The organism is Roseateles sp. (assembly GCF_965229315.1).
Lineage (GTDB): Bacteria > Pseudomonadota > Gammaproteobacteria > Burkholderiales > Burkholderiaceae_C > Pelomonas.
In genome coordinates, this window is record NZ_CBDDJA010000002.1 from 1,464,584 (window position 1) to 1,481,435 (window position 16,852).

14 protein-coding genes and 1 pseudogene are annotated in these 16,852 nt (G+C 69.7%); 11 read left to right on the plus strand and 4 right to left on the minus strand.

Annotation, left to right across the window (positions count from 1 at the left end; genetic code table 11):
- The first annotated feature begins 35 nt into the window (after positions 1 to 35).
- From ACO07H_RS11555 to ACO07H_RS11570, 4 genes are read left to right on the plus strand one after another with little or no spacing between them, the layout of a single operon-like run.
- On the plus strand, positions 36 to 3,389 hold the full coding sequence (locus tag ACO07H_RS11555) for a S41 family peptidase (RefSeq protein ID WP_422014203.1): 3,354 nt from the start codon (positions 36 to 38) through the stop codon (positions 3,387 to 3,389).
- A complete protein-coding gene (locus tag ACO07H_RS11560) occupies positions 3,389 to 4,135 on the plus strand; it encodes a hypothetical protein (protein WP_422014205.1) in 747 nt (248 codons plus the stop codon). Before ACO07H_RS11555 ends, ACO07H_RS11560 begins: the two co-directional genes overlap by 1 nt.
- On the plus strand, positions 4,132 to 5,493 hold the full coding sequence (locus ACO07H_RS11565) for a cache domain-containing protein (RefSeq protein ID WP_422014207.1): 1,362 nt from the start codon (positions 4,132 to 4,134) through the stop codon (positions 5,491 to 5,493). The genes ACO07H_RS11560 and ACO07H_RS11565 overlap by 4 nt, the downstream gene beginning before the upstream one ends.
- Before the next feature lie 10 nt (positions 5,494 to 5,503).
- The gene (locus tag ACO07H_RS11570; RefSeq protein ID WP_422014209.1) at positions 5,504 to 6,127 is read left to right on the plus strand and encodes a response regulator transcription factor; all 624 of its coding nucleotides are present in this window, start codon (positions 5,504 to 5,506) and stop codon (positions 6,125 to 6,127) included.
- A 29-nt stretch (positions 6,128 to 6,156) separates the two neighbouring features.
- On the opposite strand, the gene ACO07H_RS11575 is transcribed toward ACO07H_RS11570, so the two are convergent.
- Positions 6,157 to 6,528: a hypothetical protein gene (locus ACO07H_RS11575; RefSeq protein WP_422014211.1), complete on the minus strand. Its 372-nt coding sequence runs from the start codon at positions 6,526 to 6,528 to the stop codon at positions 6,157 to 6,159.
- Positions 6,529 to 6,648: 120 nt separating this feature from the next.
- Positions 6,649 to 7,512, minus strand: a complete 864-nt coding sequence (locus ACO07H_RS11580) for an aldo/keto reductase family oxidoreductase (protein WP_422014212.1) — start codon at positions 7,510 to 7,512, stop codon at positions 6,649 to 6,651.
- A 99-nt stretch (positions 7,513 to 7,611) separates the two neighbouring features.
- Between ACO07H_RS11580 and ACO07H_RS11585 the strand changes: the two are divergent.
- The 4 genes and pseudogenes from ACO07H_RS11585 to ACO07H_RS11600 form a co-directional block, all read left to right on the plus strand.
- Positions 7,612 to 8,496: pseudogene (locus ACO07H_RS11585) on the plus strand (LysR substrate-binding domain-containing protein); the annotation flags it as partial.
- A gap of 376 nt (positions 8,497 to 8,872) precedes the next feature.
- The gene (locus tag ACO07H_RS11590; protein ID WP_422014214.1) at positions 8,873 to 10,936 is read left to right on the plus strand and encodes a carbon starvation CstA family protein; all 2,064 of its coding nucleotides are present in this window, start codon (positions 8,873 to 8,875) and stop codon (positions 10,934 to 10,936) included.
- Entirely contained in the window at positions 10,929 to 11,129 is a 201-nt protein-coding gene (locus ACO07H_RS11595; RefSeq protein WP_422014216.1) for a YbdD/YjiX family protein, read from the plus strand. Before ACO07H_RS11590 ends, ACO07H_RS11595 begins: the two co-directional genes overlap by 8 nt.
- Before the next feature lie 21 nt (positions 11,130 to 11,150).
- Complete coding sequence (locus ACO07H_RS11600; protein WP_422014218.1) at positions 11,151 to 11,834, plus strand: phytanoyl-CoA dioxygenase family protein; 684 nt, start codon at positions 11,151 to 11,153, stop codon at positions 11,832 to 11,834.
- Between the two features lie 362 nt (positions 11,835 to 12,196).
- Here the strand turns inward: ACO07H_RS11600 and ACO07H_RS11605 are convergent, their stop codons facing one another.
- Together ACO07H_RS11605 and tsaE are read right to left on the minus strand one after the other, a co-directional pair.
- A complete protein-coding gene (locus tag ACO07H_RS11605) occupies positions 12,197 to 13,606 on the minus strand; it encodes an N-acetylmuramoyl-L-alanine amidase (protein ID WP_422014220.1) in 1,410 nt (469 codons plus the stop codon).
- The gene (tsaE, locus tag ACO07H_RS11610; protein WP_422014222.1) at positions 13,603 to 14,079 is read right to left on the minus strand and encodes a tRNA (adenosine(37)-N6)-threonylcarbamoyltransferase complex ATPase subunit type 1 TsaE; all 477 of its coding nucleotides are present in this window, start codon (positions 14,077 to 14,079) and stop codon (positions 13,603 to 13,605) included. The genes ACO07H_RS11605 and tsaE overlap by 4 nt, the downstream gene beginning before the upstream one ends.
- Between tsaE and queG the strand changes: the two genes are divergently transcribed.
- Genes queG through ACO07H_RS11625 form a run of 3 tightly spaced genes read left to right on the plus strand, consistent with a single transcriptional unit; the run spans position 14,080 to position 16,829 of the window.
- Positions 14,080 to 15,228 carry a tRNA epoxyqueuosine(34) reductase QueG gene (gene queG / locus ACO07H_RS11615; RefSeq protein ID WP_422014224.1) on the plus strand — a complete coding sequence of 383 codons (1,149 nt, stop codon included), beginning with the start codon at positions 14,080 to 14,082 and terminating at the stop codon, positions 15,226 to 15,228.
- Positions 15,225 to 15,827: a chalcone isomerase family protein gene (locus ACO07H_RS11620; protein ID WP_422014226.1), complete on the plus strand. Its 603-nt coding sequence runs from the start codon at positions 15,225 to 15,227 to the stop codon at positions 15,825 to 15,827. Before queG ends, ACO07H_RS11620 begins: the two co-directional genes overlap by 4 nt.
- A 36-nt stretch (positions 15,828 to 15,863) precedes the next feature.
- The gene (locus tag ACO07H_RS11625) at positions 15,864 to 16,829 is read left to right on the plus strand and encodes a tripartite tricarboxylate transporter substrate binding protein BugE (protein WP_422014228.1); all 966 of its coding nucleotides are present in this window, start codon (positions 15,864 to 15,866) and stop codon (positions 16,827 to 16,829) included.
- The last annotated feature ends 23 nt before the right edge of the window (positions 16,830 to 16,852 follow it).

Consider the following 16,852-nt stretch of genomic DNA (forward strand, 5'->3'; position numbering starts at 1 on the left):
GCGGGCCTTTCCTATTGCTGCGAACGGAGTTTCCTGTGAGCCGATGCCGTCCTGTCTTCGCGCTGGCGAGCCTTTGGGTCGCGACCAGCCTGGCCTACGCCCAGCCCACGCTGATGCTGCGCCAGCCGGCCGTCTCCAAGGACCACCTGGCCTTCGTCTATGCCGGTGACCTGTGGCTGGCCGACCGCAGCGGCGGCAACGCGCGCCGCCTGACCAGCCACGCGGCCAGCGAATTCGCGCCGCGCTTCTCGCCGGACGGCCAGCGCATCGCGTTCTCGGCCAGCTACGACGGCAACACCGATGTCTACGTGATCGGCCTGGACGGCGGCCAGCCGAAGCGCCTGACCTGGCACCCCAGCGCCGACGTCGTCAGCGGCTGGAGCCCGGACGGCCGGCGCGTGCTGTTCGCGTCGCCGCGCGAGGTGCTGAACAACCGCAGCAACCAGCTCTACGAAGTCAGCGTGGACGGCGGCTACGAGAAGCAGGTCATGAAGGCCGTGGCCTACGAGGGCGCCTGGTCGGCCGACGGCAGGCAGCTCGCCTACCGCCCGTACAACGCCGCGAATGCGGGCGCCAGCGGCTGGCGCCAGAGCCGCGGCGGCAGCACGCCGCCGGTGTGGATCATGGACATGGCCTCGCAGCGCTGGCAGGAGATCCCGCACGTCAACGCGACGGACTCCGCGCCGGTGTGGGCCGGCGGCGAGGTGGTGTTCATCTCCGACCGCGATGGCGAAACGAAGGGCACCGCCAACCTGTTCGCGTTCAACCCGGCCACCCAGGCGCTGCGCCAACTGACGAAGGAGACGCAGTGGGACGTGCGCAGCGTCGATGCGTTCGGCACGACGCTGGTGTACGAGAGCGGTGGGCGCATCAAGCAGATCGAGCTGTCGGGCGGCGCGCCGGTGGCGCTGGACATCCAGCTCGCCAGCATCGCGCCGCAGGCCCGCACGCAGTGGAAGGACGCGAGCAAGTCCATCACGCAGGCGCGCCTGTCGGCGACCGGCAAGCGCGTGGTGGTGAGCGCCCGCGGTGAGGTGTTCACCGTGCCGGTCAAGGACGGCAGCGTGCGCAACCTGACCGAGACGGCCGGCGTGCGCGAGAAGGACGCGCTGTGGAGCACTGACGGCCAGCGCATCGCCTACATCTCCGACGCACCGGGCATGCGCCATGAGCTGGTGCTGCAGCCGCAGAACGGCCTGGGCGCCAAGGAGCGCATCCTGCTGCCCAAGGACGGCTACTTCACGCTGATGGACTGGTCGCCCGACGGCAACACCGTGCTGCTGCAGGACAACCACCTGAACCTCTACAAGCTGGGCTTGAAGGCCGACGCGCAGCGCGGCCAGCTCGTCAAGGTGGCCAACGATGTGCGCCGCCTGGGCGCCTCCGGCTTCGAGGTGTCCTTCTCGCCCGACAGCCGCTGGCTGGCCTACACGACCTCGGGCGACAACTATTTCGGCCGCCTCTGGCTGCACGACCTCGCCACCGGCAAGAACCACGCGGTGACGGACGGCATGGCCCACGCCAGCGGCCCGGTGTTCTCGCCCAAGGGCGACTACCTGTACTTCCTGGCCTCCATCAACGCCGGCCCCAGCCAGGTGGGGCTGGACCTGTCCACGCAGGAGCGCCCGCGCCGCGCCGGCCTCTATGTGGCCGTGCTGGCCGCCGACGGCAAGTCGCCGCTGGCGCCCAAGGCCGGTGACGAAGATGGCAAGAAGGACGACAAGAAGGACGACAAGAAGGACGAGAAGAAAGACGACGCCAGGAAGGACGACAAGAAGTCGGACGGCAACAAGGACGAGCCCAAGAAGGACGAGAAGGCCAAGCCGACCCGCATCGATCTGGACGGCCTGGCCGAGCGCATCGTGGCGCTGCCGGTGGCCGAGCGCAATTACGACAGCCTGGCCGTGGCGTCGGACGGCGCGCTGTACTACCTGCAGCGGCCGCAGCCCGGCGTCAGCAACGAGCTGCCGCAGGCCGAGCGCCGCGCGACGGCCGAGCTGTGGCGCTTCGACTTCGAGGAGCGCAAACCCAAGCTGCTGCGCAGCGGCATCGCCGACTACTCGCTCAGCGAGGACCACAAGAAGCTGCTGGTGACGGTGGCCGGCGGCAAGCTGGAGGTGGGCGACGCCAACGACAAGGCCGACAGCAAGCCGCTGGACACGGCCGGCCTGCGCGCCCGTGTGGACCCCAAGGCCGAGTGGAAGCAGATCTTCGACGACACCTGGTGGATGGAGAAGGAGTTCTTCTACGACCCGGCGCTGCACGGCCTGAACTGGCAGGCCGTCTACGACCGCTACCTGCCGCAACTGGCCTTCGTGCAGCGCCGCGAGGACCTGAACGACCTGCTGGTGCAGATGATCGGCGAGCTGCAGGTGGGCCACAACCGCCTGGGCGGCGGCGACGTGCACCAGGAGACGCCGGTGGCCGTGGGCCTGCTGGGCGCGGACTTCACCGTCGAGGGCGGCCGCTACAGGATCGCGAAGCTGTACGCGGGTGACCGCCTCAGCCCGGGTGTGCGCTCGCCGCTGTCGGTGCCAGGCCTGGGCGTGAAGGAGGGCGACTTCATCCTCGCCATCGGCGGCCATGAGCTGGATGGCAAGACCAACCTCTACGCGCTGCTGGAGAACACCGTCGGCAAGCAGGTGACCGTGGCCGTCGCGCAGGACGCCACGGGCAAGGGCCGCCGCGACATCGTCGTGGAGCCCATCGCCAACGAGCTGCTGCTGCGCCGCTGGGCGTGGATCGACGGCAACCGCAGGAAGGTCGAGCAAAAGAGCGGCGGCAAGGTGGCCTATGTCTACATGCCGGACACGGCGGGCCAGGGCTACGAGCACTTCAACCGCATGTTCTTCGCGCAGGTGGACAAGCCCGCGCTGATCGTCGACGACCGCAAGAACGGCGGCGGCCAGGCGGCCAACTACGTGACCGAGCTGCTGGCGCGGCCGTATCTCGGCAGCTGGAAGGACCGCGACGGACTGGTGTTCGACACACCGGGCGGCGCCATCTACGGCCCCAAGGCCATGCTGATCGACCAGGACGCCGGCTCCGGCGGCGACTTCATGCCCTACGCCTTCAAGCGCGTGGGCCTGGGGCCGCTGATCGGCAAGCGCACCTGGGGCGGGCTGATCGGCATCTCGGTGAATCCGCCGCTGATCGACGGCGGCTTCCTGACCGTGCCGTATTTCCGCTTCTACACGCCGGACGGCGAGTGGCGCATCGAGAACGAGGGCGTGTCGCCGGACATCGACGTGGACCTGGACCCCGCCGCCGTCAACCGCGGTGAGGACACGCAGCTGGACGCGGCGATTGCCGACGTGATGAAGCGGCTGGGCGACTGGAAGCCCGTGCAGCGCAAGACGGCGCCGCCGGCGGCGACGCTGGGCCGCTGATGAAGGCCCGCCGCGTCCTTGCGCTCGCCCTCAACGCGGGGGCGGCGAGCGGGGGGGCGTTCGCCTTCAAGCCGGCGGCGCCGCAGATCATCCAGTGCCCGGGCTCCGATGAAGTCCGCAAGGTCGAACGCATGGCGTCGGGCAACACGTTTGGGCGCCGGCTCTGGACGGATGGTTTCGTGCTGGCGCCGATGCTGCCGTCCTATCCCCGCATCAGCCGATGCGCTGGCAATGGCCCGATGTTCTGGGTCGAGGACCGGGAGCGGCTGGGCGAGCTGCCATTCTGGCCGGAGGACTCTCCACCGGTGCCGCAATCCTGGCGGGTTGCCGAGGCCGTGCGGGCGCTGACCGAGGCCGAACTGCTGGACGCGATTGACCAGCAGATGGGAACGACGCGGGCGCGCCTGCTGCACCTGCGGCAGCAAGCTTGGTGGCTGGCGAACGACAGCGACCGCCGGGTGCGATCCGGCCAGACCGTCGAGCATGTCAGCCGCGTGGACGCCGACCCGCGCGCGAGGGCGAACCTGGAGGCGCTGGTGCTGATGTTCGACGAGTCGGACCGCGCCGAACCGCTGATGAAGGTCGAAGCCTTGCGCGAGCTGGGCCGCCGCGCCGAGGCGTTGGCGCTGGCGGAACGCCTGCACCCCGAGCAACCGGTGTTCGTCGACTGGCTCAACCGTCTGAAAGCCGTCCTTGCCACCGATGACCGGCGCGTGGCCGAAGTGATTGATCGACCGAAGCCGTGAAAAGGGTCGAGCTGTCGCTGCGCGGCCGCTTCCTGCTGCTGGCCCTGCTGCCGCTGCTGGCCTCGCTGCTGCTGATCGCCTTCGCCGTGCGCCAGCAGGAGCGCGACCTCGCCACGCGCGAGCATGCCCTCGTGCGCGCCAGCTACATGGACGCGCGGCGCACCGAGCTGAAGCACTACGTCGACCTCGCCGTCAGCACCGTCAAGCCGCTGCTGGGCCGCCCCGGCGGGGAGCGGCAGGCCTTGCAGCTGCTGTCGTCGCTGGACTACGGCCCCGACGGCTATTTCTTCGTCTACGACCTGCAGGGCCACGTGCTGATGCACTCGCGCCAGCCCGAGCTGATCGGCCAGAACCTATGGGAGCTGCGCGACCCGCAGGGCAGGCCGTCCATCCAGCACCTCATTGCCCAGGCCAAGGCCGGTGGCGGCTATGTGGACTACATGTGGCGCAAGCCCTCCAGCAGCCTGCTGGCGCCCAAGCTGGGCTATGTCGTCGCGATTCCCGAGTGGCACTGGATGATGGGCACGGGGCTGTACCTGGACGGCATCGAGGCGACGATGGCCGAGCTGGAGCGCGGCGCCAGCAAGAACATCACGGCCACCCTGCTGTGGGTGGGCGGCGTGGCGGTGTTCGGCATCGCGCTGATCAGCGCCGGCGCGCTGGCGCTCAACCTCAGCGAGCACCGCACGGCCGAGGCCAAGCTGCGGGCGCTGGCGCGCCAGGTCGTGCGCAGCCAGGAGGACGAGCGCGCCCGGCTGGCCCGCGAGCTGCATGACGGCGTCAGCCAGGCGCTGGTGTCCACCAAGCTGCTGATCGAATCGGCGCAGTCGGACCAGGCTTCAGCCGCGCGCCTGCAGGCGCTGGCGTTGCAGCGCCTGAACGGCACGCTGGCCGAGGTGCGGCACATCTCGCACGCACTGCGCCCGGCGCTGCTGGACACGCTGGGCCTGCCGGCTGCGCTGCAGCACCTGGCGCGTGAGTTCGACGCGGCGGGCGGTACGCATTTCGAGGCGGCGGTGCTGGGCGAGGAGGTCGGGCTGCCTGATGCCGTGAACACGGCGTTGTTTCGCATCTCGCAGGAGGCACTGAACAACGCCGCCCGCCATGCGAAGGCCGCGACGGTGCGGCTGACGCTGCGCTTCGAGCGCGCTGGCGGGCTGAGCCTGGACGTGGCCGACGATGGCAGCGGCTTCGATGCCGACGCCGTGCAGGCCGTGGCGGAGCAGGGGCTGGGCCTGCGCAGCATGCGCGAGCGGGCCGACGCCCTGGGCGCGCGCCTGCGCATGACGACCGCGCCGGGCGAAGGCTGTCGGCTCGCGGTCACACTGTCGGCCTCGGCACTGGCTGCCGCTGCATGACCGATCCCGCATGACCGCTCCCATCCGCATCCTGCTCGTCGACGACCATCCCATGGTCCGGGAAGGCCTGGTCGCGCGGCTGCAGTCCGTGCCGCGCTTCGAGGTGGTCGGCGAGGCCGGCCACCGCTGCGAGGCGCTGGATCAGCTCGCCCGCACGGCACCCGATGTCGTGCTGATGGACGTGGGCCTGAAAGACGTCAATGGCATTGCGCTGGGCGCGGAGATGCTGGCCGCGCAGCCGGCCATCAAGCTGCTGATGTTCAGCATGTACGACAACCCGGAGTACGTGCAGCGCGCCTTGCAGGCCGGCGCGCGCGGCTACGTGCTGAAGGATGCGCCGGCGACCGAGATCGTGTCCGCCATCGACGCCGTCGCGGCGGGCGGCACCTTCCTCAGTGCGGCCGTGTCGGGCCGGCTGTTCCGTGGCCAGAGCCCGAAGCCGGTGCTGACGCCGCGCGAGAGCGAGATCCTGGCGAAGCTGGGGCAGGGCGCGTCCAGCAAGCAGATCGCGCGCGACCTGGATTTGAGCGTGCGCACGGTGGAGGCCCACCGGCAGAGCATCAAGCGCAAGCTGGAACTGGAGGGTCAGGCGGAGCTGATCCGCTATGCCGTGGAGCACGCCAGGGATCAGTGAAACGGGCGGCCGTGGCCGCCCGTTCAGGTTCAGCGCCCGCGGCGCGGGCCCTCGTCGCGATCCCAGCCGTCGCGGCGATCGTGATCGCGGTCACGGCGCCAGTGGCCGCGGTCGTCCCAGCGCGGGCTGCGGTAGGCCGTCTCGTAGACCACGCGCGGCGGCGGGGGCGGGGCGTAGTAGACGTCGCGCGGGTAGTAGCGCGGCGCGGGCACGTAGACCACCGGCGGCGGGGGTGGGGCGTAATACACCGGCGCCGGCTCGGCGTAGTAGCCGCCGTTGGACACCACCACGCCCGGCAGCGGCACATTGATGCCGATGGACCAGTGCGTGCCGGCATGGGCGGCGGTGGCGCCCAGCAACGCGGCGGTGGCGACGGTGGCGGCAAGGATGGAACGAAGCATGGTGAACCTCCTGGGGAGCCCAGCATGGCGCTGGGAATGTCTGAACAACGGCTTGCTGCGGCCGGCGTTGACGAAGCGTGCAGTCCAGAGGTAAGCGGGTGTGAACCCGCCGGGGGCTGCTCATGCGAGGCCGTCCAGCACCGCCAGCGCGTCCGCGGGCAGCTTGAGGCTGGCGCTGGCCAGGTTCTGCCGTAGGTGGGCGAGGGACGAGGTGCCCGGGATCAGCAGGATGTTCGGCGAGCGCTGCAGCAGCCAGGCCAGCGCCACCTGCATGGGCGTGGCGCCCAGGCTTGCGGCCACGCCGTTCAGCGCGCCGGACTGCAGCGGCGTGAAGCCGCCCAGCGGGAAGAACGGCACGTAGGCGATGCGCTGGGCGGCGAGGTCGTCGATCAGTGCGTCGTCGCCCCGGTGCACCAGGTTGTACTGGTTCTGCACGCAGGCGATGCGGGTGATGGACTGGCCCTGGCGCACTTGCGCGGGCGTCGCGTTGCTCAGGCCGATGTGGCGCACCAGGCCGCGCTGCTGCAGTTCCGCCAGCGCGGTCAGCGGCGCCTCGATGTCGCCCTCAGCCGGGCCGTGCACGTCGAACATCAGGCGCAGGTTGACGACGTCCAGCACGTCCAGGTCCAGATGGCGCAGGTTGTCGTGCACGGCGGTGGTCAGCTCGGCGGGCGTGAATGCCGCGTCCCACGAGCCCCCGGGGCCGCGTTTGGCGCCGATCTTGGTGACCAGCGTCAGGTCGTCCCGGTAGGGGTGCAGCGCCTCGCGGATGAGCTGGTTGGTGATGTGCGGGCCGTAGAAATCGCTGGTGTCGATGTGGTTGACGCCCGCCTCGACGGCGTCGCGCAGCACGGCGAGGGCGCCTTCACGGTCCTTGGGCGGGCCGAATACGCCGGGGCCGGCGAGCTGCATGGCGCCGTAGCCCATGCGGTTGACGGTCCTGGTGCCGAGCTGGAAGCTGCCTGCGTGATTGAGATCGGTCATGGCCTGACTCCGTTGGAAAGTGGATGGCGCCACTGTAGGAATTCGACCGGCGCTTGATAATCCGGCGCAATCAACACGGGTCGTGCGGAATTCAGAACAATGGCGGATCTCGAAGACTTGGCGGCGTTCGCCGCGGTGGCGCGCGCTGGCGGCTTTCGCGGCGCGGCGCGAGCCACCGGCACCAGCGCGTCACGCCTGAGCGAAGCACTGCGCCGGCTGGAAACCAAGCTCGGCGTTCGGCTGCTGCACCGCACGACGCGCAACGTCGCACCCACGGATGCCGGCGCGCGGTTGCTGGAGCGGCTGCAGCCGGCCCTGGCCGAGGTCGAGTTGGCGCTTGACGTGGTCAATGGCTTCCGCGAGCGGCCCGCGGGCCGGCTGCGGCTGAACGTGCCCGTCAGCGCCGCGCGGCTGGTGCTGCCCCACATCGTGCCGCCATTCCTGGCTGCGTATCCGGACATCTGCCTGGAGGTGACGGCGGAGGAGCGCTTCGTGGACCTGGTCGCGGAGGGCTACGACGCCGGCATCCGTTACGAAGAGCGGCTGGAGCAGGACATGGTGGCCATTCCCATCGGCCCGCGCCGGCAGCGCTTCGCGACGGCGGCGTCGCCCGACTACCTCGCGCGCCGGGGCCGCCCCGAGCACCCGCGCGACCTGCTGGGCCATGCCTGCATGCGCGGCCGCTTTGCGAACCGGGCCATCAGCGCGTGGGAGTTCGAACGTGACGGCGAGACCGTCAAGGTGGAGCCGGGCGGGCCGCTGATCGTGGGCCTGGGCACGGCGACCGACTTGGCCGTGGATGTCGCGTTGGCGGGTGGCGGCATCGTCTACCTGTTCGAGGACTGGCTGCGCCCCCACCTGGACCGCGGCGAGCTGCTGCCCGTGCTGGAGCCGTGGTGGCCGGGCTTCTCCGGGCCGTTCCTGTATTACGCGGGCCGGCGCCTGTTGCCGGCGCCGCTGAGGGCCTTCGTCGACTTTGTGCGCCGGTGTCCCGGCACCGGCTACGCCGTCCTGATCGGCAGGATGCCTTTCAGCTGGCCATCCGCGGCGCGCGAGATGATCAGCGGGGCGGTGCATCGCGGGTGCGAAGGACAGATGGGTCCGGCGACGATGTTCGTGGACCGATCCATCGCATGGCCGTACCAGTGGTCGATGCCGGCGCGCAGGGCGCTCCAGTCGCCGCGCGCACAGGCTCGACGCGTCCTCAATGCAGCGCGGCGATGCGGGTTGACCCTTAAGTGATGCCGCGCACCTGCGCTGCGTGGCTTGACCGATGCCGGGGCCGGCCTGTTTCCCGAAACTGCCCGCACGGTAGCGCCGCCTCTTTCGACGTGCGCGCCGCGAATCGGAGACAAGCCTCATGAATCTGCGCCGCCACCTCGTGTGGGCGGGCGTCGCGATCCTGGGCGCTGCATCCCTCGCCACCGTGGCCCTGAGCCGCGGCGAGACGATCAGCGCGCTGTGGATCGTCGCCGCCGCCTTGTGCACCTACCTCATCGCCTACCGCTACTACAGCCTGTTCATCGCCGACCAGGTGCTGGGGCTGGACGCGCGTCGCCAGACGCCCGCGTGGAAGTACAACGACGGCCTCGACTACGTGCCCACCAACAAGCACGTGCTGTACGGCCACCACTTCGCGGCCATCGCCGGTGCCGGGCCGCTGGTCGGGCCGGTGCTCGCCGCGCAGATGGGCTACCTGCCCGGTCTGCTGTGGATCCTGGCCGGCGTGGTCTTTGCCGGCGCGGTGCAGGACTTCATCGTCCTCTTCATCTCCACGCGCCGCGATGGCCGCTCGCTGGGCGACCTGATCAAGCAGGAGATGGGCACGGTGCCCGGGCTGATCGCGCTGTTCGGCGCGTTCATGATCATGATCATCATCCTGGCGGTGCTGGCGTTGATCGTCGTCAAGGCGCTGGCGGATTCGCCCTGGGGCACGTTCACCGTGGCCGCCACCATCCCGGTGGCGCTGTTCATGGGCGTGTACCTGCGCTTCATCCGCCCGGGGCGCATCGGCGAGGTGTCGGTGATCGGCTTCGCGCTGCTGATGGCGGCCATCTTCGGCGGCCAGTGGGTCAGCGAGCATCCCACGCTGTCGCACGCCTTCACCTTCACGCCCGTGCAACTGGTCTGGGCGCTGATTGCGTACGGCTTCGTCGCCGCCTGCATCCCGGTGTGGCTGCTGCTGGCGCCGCGCGACTACCTCAGCACCTTCCTGAAGATCGGCACCATCATCGCGCTGGCCATCGGCATCGTCGTCGTCGCGCCGCCGCTGAAGATGCCGGCGTTGACGCAGTTCGCCGCCGGCGGTGGCCCGGTGTGGGCGGGCAGCCTGTTCCCCTTCCTGTTCATCACCATCGCCTGCGGCGCGGTGTCGGGCTTCCACGCGTTGATCTCTTCGGGCACCAGCCCGAAGCTGCTGGAGAACGAGACGCATGCCCGCTACATCGGCTACGGCGGCATGCTGGCCGAGAGCTTCGTCGCGGTGATGGCGCTGGTGGCGGCCTCGTGCATCGAGCCGGGCGTGTACTTCGCGATGAACAGCCCGGCCGCGGTCGTCGGCAAGGATGCCGCCACGGTCGCGCAGACGCTGTCCACCTGGGGCTTCGTCGTCACGCCCGAGATGCTGACGCAGGCCGCCAGCGATGTGGGCGAGAAGACCATCCTGGCGCGTGCCGGCGGCGCGCCGACACTGGCCGTGGGCATGGCCGAGATCCTGCACCAGGTCATCGGCGGCAAGGCCATGATGGCCTTCTGGTACCACTTCGCCATCCTGTTCGAGGCGCTCTTCATCCTGACCGCCGTGGACGCCGGCACGCGCGCCGGCCGCTTCATGCTGCAGGACCTGCTGGGCAGCTTCGTGCCGTCGCTCAAGCGCACCGAGAGCTGGGTGGCCAACTTCATCGCCACCGGCCTGTGCGTGGCGGCCTGGGGCTACTTCCTGTACCAGGGCGTCGTCGATCCGCTGGGCGGCATCAACACGCTGTGGCCGCTGTTCGGCATCGCCAACCAGATGCTGGCTGCCGTCGCGCTGCTGCTGGGCACCGTCGTCATCTTCAAGATGAAGAAGGACCGCTATGCCTGGGTGACCGCGCTGCCGGCGGCCTGGCTGCTGGCCTGCACGATGACGGCCGGCTGGCTGAAGATCTTCTCGCCCGACCCCAAGCTCGGCTTCCTGGCCCATGCCGACAAGTACGCCGCGGCGATCGCCGAAGGCAGCGTGCTGGCGCCGGCCAAGTCGCTGGCGGCGATGGAGCGCGTCGTCTTCAACGACCGGCTGGACGCCGCGTTGTGCGCGTTGTTCATGTTCGTCGTCATCAGCGTGGCGGTCTACAGCGTGAAGGCCATCCTCGCCGCTCGCCGGTCCACCAAGGCCACGGCGCAGGAAACGGCCTTCGTGCCGCTGCCGGCGGGCCAGCATGCTTGAGCGCGGCGACCTGGCGAAAGCCGGTCGCTACCTCACGCAGGGCCTGCGGCTGATGGTGGGCGTGCCGGACTACGGCAGCTACCTGGCCCACCACCAGGCCACGCACCCGGAGCGCGCGGCGATGACCTACGAAGAGTTCTTCAGGGAGCGGCAGGCGGCGCGCTACAGCGCGCGCGTCGGGAAATGCTGCTGATCCAGTGGTAGAACGCCGGCCATGCCGGCTTTCCACGACGATGCCCTCCCTGAAGGCTTCCGCCTGCTGCCGGGCCTGTTGGCGCCGGAACAGCGGCAGTCACTGATCGCTGAACTCTCGACGCTGCCCCCCGGTGCGGCCGGTCAGCGCGAATTGCTGGATCAGCCGTGGTGCCAGAGGCTGGCGCGCTGGCTGAAGGGCCTGCCTCAACTGCAGCCCTATCTGCCGCACGATAGCGTGGCCGTGCAGTGCACGCTGTTCGAGAAATCTCCGGACCGCAACTGGCTGGTCGCGCCGCACCAAGACCTGGCCATTCCGGTGCGTGACCGGGTCGATCACGCCGCGCTGAGCAGCTGGTCCGTCAAGTCGGGCCGGCAGTTCGTGCTGGCGCCAGCGGAACTGCTTCGTCGCATGCTGGCCTTGCGGCTGCATCTGGACGACGCGACCCAAGCCGATGGCGGGCTGCGCTTCGTGCCTGGCTCGCACCGTGACGGCGTACTCGACGAAGCCAGCGCGTGGCAATGGCGCGAGCACTTCGGCGACGTGGCGGCGGATGCGCGGGCCGGCGATGCGCTGCTGATGCGCCCGCTCGTGCTGCACGCGTCATCCAAGGCGACGGCGGCGACGGGTCGCCGTCGAGTGCTGCATGTCCTTTTCGGGCCGAGTGAGTTGCCGTACGGGCTGGGCTGGCGGTGGAAGTTCTAGCGTGAGGCGCAGCGCTCAATGGCGACCGGAATGCGGCGACGTGGTCGCCGGCCTGGCATGCGTCTGGGTCTTGGCAGGCGCCGTCTACTTCGGACTCTGGTCCTGCGGCAATCATGCGTGGAAGTCGGACCTTTTCCGCCTCATGGCCTGCGCGCTCACGTTGGCGGCCGTGGCCTGGCCGGGGCGCCGGCCGAGTACTTTGTCGCGCAGGCTGCTGTTTCCGCTGATTCTTTGGGCGGCGTATGTGCTTCTCGAATCGGCTGTTGCGCCTTTCTATCCAGCCATGCCCGTCAGTTGGCAGGACTACGTCGAGACGTTCAGGGCCGTGTTGGGTGCTGGCCCCTGTCGTTGACGCCCAAGCTTCACAGCGTCGTGCTGCGCTTTCTCGCCATCGGTGGATTTTTGGCAAAGTACTTCGCGATGCCCGACGCCAGCGCGTCCACCAGCTGGTCCTGGTAGGCCGGGTCGCGCAGCTTGCTCTCTTCCTCCGGGTTGGAGATGAAGGCGGTCTCGACGAGGATGCTGGGGATGTCCGGTGCCTTCAGCACGGCGAAGCCGGCCTGCTCGACGCGTGGCTTGTGCAGCTTGCCGACGCGGCCGATCTGCCCCAGCACCTCGCCGCCGAGCCTGAGGCTGTCCTTGATCTGTGCCGTGGTGCTCATGTCCAGCAGCGCGCGCAGCACGTGGGCGTCCTTGGTGGCCGCGCCGACGTTGATGCCGCCGACGAGGTCGGCCGCGTTTTCCTTGTCGGCCATCCAGCGCGCGGCGGCGCTGGTGGCGGCGCCGTCGGACAGCGCGAACACCGAGGCGCCGCGCGCCTGGCGGTTGATGAAGGCGTCGGCGTGGATGGAGACGAACAGGTCGGCCTGCACGCGCCGCGCCTTGCGCACGCGCTCGTGCAGCGGCACGAAGAAGTCGGCGTCGCGCGTCATCAGCACGCGGATGTTGGCGTTGGCCTGCAGCCGTTCGCGCAGCTTCAGCGCGACGGCCAGCACGACGTCCTTCTCGCGCAGGCCCGAGGGGCCGACGGCGCCGGGGTCTTCGCCGCCGTGGCCGGGGTCCAGCGCGATGACGATGAGGCTATCGACCTTGGGCTCGGGCTTTGGCGCTGGCGGCGGCGCGGGCCTGGGCGCCGCCGCGACGGCCACGGGCGCGGAAGCCGGAGGTGCAGGCGGTGTAGGCGGTGTAGGCGGTGTAGGCGGGCGTTCGATCTTCTGGATCAGCTCGCCCAGCGCGTCGTTGACGGCACTGGCCGCGGCCTCGGCGTTCTTCGCGGGGGACGGCGCCGTGGCGGCGGGCGGCTTGTCGCGCTCGTTGACCAGCGCCACCAGCGGGTCGGCCTGGAACTTGGGGTAGAGGTCGAAGACGAGCCGGTGCTTGTACGCGGCCACCGGCGCCAGCGTGAAGATCTGCGGTGCCACGGGTTGGCGCAGGTCCAGCACGATGCGCACGACGGTGGGCGTGTTCTGGCCTACGCGCACGCCGGTGATGTAGGGGTCGTCGGGCTTGACCTTGCCGATCAGCTCGCGCAGGCCCGGGCTCAGCGTCAGCCCGTCGATGTCGATGACCAGGCGGTGCGGCGACTCGACGAGGAAATGCTTGGCCGCCAGCGGCTTGTCGGACTCCAGCGTGACGCGCGTGTACTCCTGCGCCGGCCACACGCGCACGGCGACGATGCTGGCCTCGCCCGCCGACGTGGGCGCGGCCAGCGTGTCGGGGGCCTTCAGCAGCAGCGCGAGCAGGCCCAGCGAGGTGCGGCGCCGCACCGTCATGCCAGCGCCTGCACGAGCCGGCGGGCGCCGACGGCGCGCACGCGGCGGCGGTCATCGGGCATCAGCTCGATGAAAAGCTGCAGATCGGCCGGCGGCAACTGGCCGGCCGCCTTCTCGGGCCACTCGCAGAGCTTGAGGCCGGGCGCGGCGAAGACGTCGCGAAAGCCGGCGTCCTCCCACTCGCGCGGGTCGCCGAAGCGATAGAAGTCGAAGTGGCTGGCCACGCCACCGCCCGAAGCTGCCGGCAGGTCGTAGACCTCCATCACCGCATAGCTCGGGCTCTTGATGCGGCCCTCGACCCCCAGCGCGCGCAGCAGCAGCCGCACGAAGGTCGTCTTGCCGGCGCCAAGCGGGCCGTGCAGTTCGACGACGGCGTTGGGGGAGGGGAGCAATGCCGCCGCCAGACGTTGGGCGGTGGCCTGTGCCGAGGACTCATCCGTCCAGAGCAGTTCGGTTTCTAGAATCGCAGCCAAATGCAAGAGGTCCCGTTCACTGTCGATGCCGCCCTGCTGATGAAGCGTTTGCGCGGCTGGGCTCGTGAGCTGGGATTCTCACAGATCGCCGTGGCCGACGTGGACCTGAGCAGCGCCGAGCCGGGACTGCAGGCCTGGCTGGACGCCGGCCACCACGGCCGCATGCACTACATGGCCGCGCACGGCCTCAAGCGTGCCCGGCCGGCCGAGCTGGTGCCCGGCACGCTGCGCGTCCTCACGGCACGCATGGACTACCTGCCGCGTGACACCCAACCCGGCACCGAGCCCGGCTGGCAGGCCGTCGAGTGGGCCGGGCTGGCTCAGCCGTCGCAAGCGCAGATCTCCCTCTATGCCCGCGGCCGCGACTATCACAAGGTGTTGCGCAACCGTTTGCAAAAACTGGCCGACCGGCTGGCGCAGGAGGTCGGGCCGTTCGGCCACCGCGTGTTCACCGACTCCGCGCCGGTGCTGGAGGTGGAGCTGGCGGCCCGCTCCGGCCTCGGCTGGCGCGGCAAGCACACGTTGACGCTGAGCCGCGACGCGGGGTCGATGTTCTTCCTCGGCGAAATCTTCGTCGACCTCGACCTGCCACTGACCGCGCCCGTCACCGCCCACTGCGGCGAGTGCAGTGCCTGCATCGACATCTGCCCCACGGCGGCCATCACGGCACCCTACCGCGTCGATGCGCGCCGCTGCATCTCCTACCTGACCATCGAGCACGACGGCCCCATCCCGCTGGAATTGCGCCCGGCGCTGGGCAACCGCATCTACGGCTGCGACGACTGCCAGCTCGCCTGCCCGTGGAACAAGTTCGCACAACCGGCGGTGCTGGCGGACTTCGACGCGCGCCCGGGCATGGCGGGAACGCCGATTGCTGTATTGCTGGCTTGGGACGAGACCGAGTTCCTGCGCCGCACCGAAGGCTCGGCCATCCGCCGCATCGGCTTCGCGCGCTGGCGGCGCAACCTGGCCGTGGCTGCCGGCAATGCGCTGCGGCTGCGCGACGACGCCGCGCTGCGCGCCGCGCTGCAGCGGGCCGCGCCGGGTGCCGACGCGTTGGTGGCCGAGCACATCGCCTGGGCCTTGTCCGCGCCGATGCGGCCTGCCGCGTTATCTTCCGAACCGCCTTCCGTTGGAGCCTTCGAATGACCTTGTCCCTGAGTCGCCGCGTCGCCGCCCTCGCCCTGGCCGGTGCCGCCTGCCTGCCTGCCCATGCCGTGCGCTATGAAGGCCAGGAGTTCCCCGACACGCTGCAGCTGGAGGGCGCCACGCTGCAGCTCAACGGCGCCGGCAAGCGGCAGGTGGCCGTGTATCCGCTGTATCTCGCCGCGTTGTACCTGCCGCAGAAGTCCGCATCGCCCGACGCCATCTATGCCCAGGCTGGGCCGAAGCGGCTGGAACTGCGCATCGTCATCCCGCTCGTGAAGGACGTGTCGACGCAGGAGTTTGTCAAGGCCATCGACAAGGGCGTGCAGCGCAACTGCACCGAGGCCGAGAAGGCCGCCTTGGCCGAGCGGGTGCGCCAGTTCAACACCGCCGTCGGCGATGTCGGCCGCGTGAAGAAGGGCGACCTGCTGCGCATCGACTACCTGCCCGAGCAGGGCGGCACCGTGCTCACCGTCAATGGCAAGACCTGGGGCAAACCCGTGGAGGGGCAGGACTTCTACACGGCGTTCCTGAAGGTGTTCCTGGGCGACCGCAACAGCGATGCGCGGCTGCGTTCGGGGCTGCTGGGACAGTCATCCTGAACTAGCATCGGCCTCACAACCACGGAGACCGACCCCATGCAACGCCGTTCCCTGATCCAAGCCGCTGCACTGACCGGGCTGAGCCCGCTCGCCTGGGCCGATGGCTACCCGGCCAAGCCGGTGCGCCTCATCGTGCCGTTCGCGCCCGGTGGCACGACGGACATCATTGCCCGCATCGTCTCGGAACGCATGACCAGCCTGCTGGGCCAGACCATGATCGTGGACAACAAGGCCGGCGGCGGCGGCACGGTGGGCGCCACCGAGATCGTGCGCTCGGCGCCGGACGGCTACACGCTGGGCGTGGCGACCGTGTCCACCACGGCGTCCAACCCCGCGATCAACCCCAAGATCGCCTACAACCCGCTGACCGACTTCACGCCCATCATCAACGTCGCGGCGACGCCCAACATCATCGCCGTGCACCCGAGCTTCCCGGCGCGCGACTACGCGGGCTTCGTCGCCGAGCTCAAGAAGAACCCGGCCAAGCACAGCTACGCGACGTCCGGCACCGGCGGCATCGGCCACATGCAGATGGAGTTGTACAAGTCGCTGGCCGGCGTGTTCGTGCTGCACATCCCGTACCGCGGCGCCGGCCCGGCGCTGAACGACACGGTGGCCGGCCAGGTGCCCATGATCTTCGACAACCTGCCGTCGGCGCTGCCGTTCATCAAGGACGGCCGGCTCATCCCCATCGTCATCGCCGCCCCGCAGCGGCTGGCCGTGCTGCCCAACGTGCCGACGTTCAAGGAAGTGGGCCTGGAGCCCGTCAACCGCATGGCCTACTACGGCATCCAGGGCCCCAAGGGGTTGTCGCGCGAGGTCGTCGACAAGGTGCACAACGCGATGAAGAAGGCGATCGAGATCCCCGAGGTGAAGAAGCGCATCGAGGACACCGGCTCGCTGATCGTGGCCAACACGCCGGAGCAGTTCGCCGCGCAGATCGCGGCGGAGTTCGAGGTCTACAAGCGGGTCGTCGCGACGCAGAAGCTGAAGCTTGATTGATGTGAAGCCCCTCGCCCAAGGAT

Excerpts from the sequence above, each read along its gene's own strand:
- ACO07H_RS11580 (WP_422014212.1), bottom strand. The coding sequence starts at position 7,512 with ATGACCGATCTCAATCACGCAGGCAGCTTCCAGCTCGGCACCAGGACC.
- ACO07H_RS11600 (WP_422014218.1), top strand. The coding sequence starts at position 11,151 with ATGCCGGCTTTCCACGACGATGCCCTCCCTGAAGGCTTCCGCCTGCTG.
- ACO07H_RS11575 (WP_422014211.1), bottom strand. The coding sequence starts at position 6,528 with ATGCTTCGTTCCATCCTTGCCGCCACCGTCGCCACCGCCGCGTTGCTG.
- ACO07H_RS11570 (WP_422014209.1), top strand. The coding sequence starts at position 5,504 with ATGACCGCTCCCATCCGCATCCTGCTCGTCGACGACCATCCCATGGTC.
- ACO07H_RS11620 (WP_422014226.1), top strand. The coding sequence starts at position 15,225 with ATGACCTTGTCCCTGAGTCGCCGCGTCGCCGCCCTCGCCCTGGCCGGT.
- ACO07H_RS11605 (WP_422014220.1), bottom strand. The coding sequence starts at position 13,606 with ATGACGGTGCGGCGCCGCACCTCGCTGGGCCTGCTCGCGCTGCTGCTG.
- ACO07H_RS11560 (WP_422014205.1), top strand. The coding sequence starts at position 3,389 with ATGAAGGCCCGCCGCGTCCTTGCGCTCGCCCTCAACGCGGGGGCGGCG.
- ACO07H_RS11590 (WP_422014214.1), top strand. The coding sequence starts at position 8,873 with ATGAATCTGCGCCGCCACCTCGTGTGGGCGGGCGTCGCGATCCTGGGC.
- queG (WP_422014224.1), top strand. The coding sequence starts at position 14,080 with ATGCAAGAGGTCCCGTTCACTGTCGATGCCGCCCTGCTGATGAAGCGT.
- ACO07H_RS11595 (WP_422014216.1), top strand. The coding sequence starts at position 10,929 with ATGCTTGAGCGCGGCGACCTGGCGAAAGCCGGTCGCTACCTCACGCAG.
- ACO07H_RS11625 (WP_422014228.1), top strand. The coding sequence starts at position 15,864 with ATGCAACGCCGTTCCCTGATCCAAGCCGCTGCACTGACCGGGCTGAGC.